1 protein-coding gene is annotated in these 747 nt (G+C 63.3%); it reads left to right on the top strand.

The features are described 5' to 3' along the window. Window positions 1–50 precede the first annotated feature (50 nt). Window positions 51–747 (top strand): electron transfer flavoprotein subunit alpha/FixB family protein (locus tag DTW89_RS19125; RefSeq protein WP_114657084.1); only part of this gene is annotated, 697 nt, incomplete at its 3' end.

The following is a 747-nucleotide window of genomic DNA, read 5'->3' as shown; positions in this document are numbered from 1 at the left end:
ACCGCGGTTGATGCCGACACCCTCCAAGATTCAAGAGAAAGACGACTGTCATGACAACTCTCGTTATTGCTGAACACGACAACGCCACCATCAAAGGCGCCACCCTCAACACCGTCACCGCCGCTGTTGCCTGCGGTGGCGACGTGCATGTGCTGATCGCCGGCCACAACGCCGGTGCTGCCGCCACCGCGGCTGGCCAGATTGCTGGCGTTGCCAAGGTCATCCACGCCGATGCCCCTGGTCTCGAACACGGCTTGGCAGAAAACGTGGCCGCACAAGTGCTGGCCATCGCTTCCAGCTATAGCCACATCCTGTTTCCTGCGACCGCCAGCGGCCGCAACGTGGCGCCCCGCGTGGCGGCCAAGCTGGACGTAGCGCAAGTGAGCGACATCACCAAGGTGATTTCTGCCGACACGTTCGAGCGCCCCATTTACGCTGGCAACGCCATTGCCACCGTGCAAAGCACCGACAGCATCAAGATCATTACCGTTCGTGCCACGGGCTTTGATGCCGCAGCTGCAACCGGTGGCTCTGCCGCTGTGGAAACCGCTGCTGCCACAGCAGACGCAGGCAAGAGCAAGTTCGTGGGCAGCGAAATCGCCAAGAGCGACCGCCCCGAGCTCACCGCCGCCAAGATCATCGTCTCCGGCGGCCGCGCCCTGGGCAGCAAGGAAAAGTTCGACGAAGTCATGACCCCGCTGGCCGACAAGCTCGGTGCAGCTCTGGGCGCCAGCCGCGCTGCAGTGG

This window comes from Acidovorax sp. BoFeN1 (genome assembly GCF_003345135.1).
In the GTDB taxonomy this organism is placed as follows: Bacteria; Pseudomonadota; Gammaproteobacteria; order Burkholderiales; family Burkholderiaceae_C; genus Acidovorax; species Acidovorax defluvii.
The sequence above is the reverse complement of the archived record's forward strand: the minus strand, read 5'-3'. Positions and strand labels throughout refer to the sequence as shown.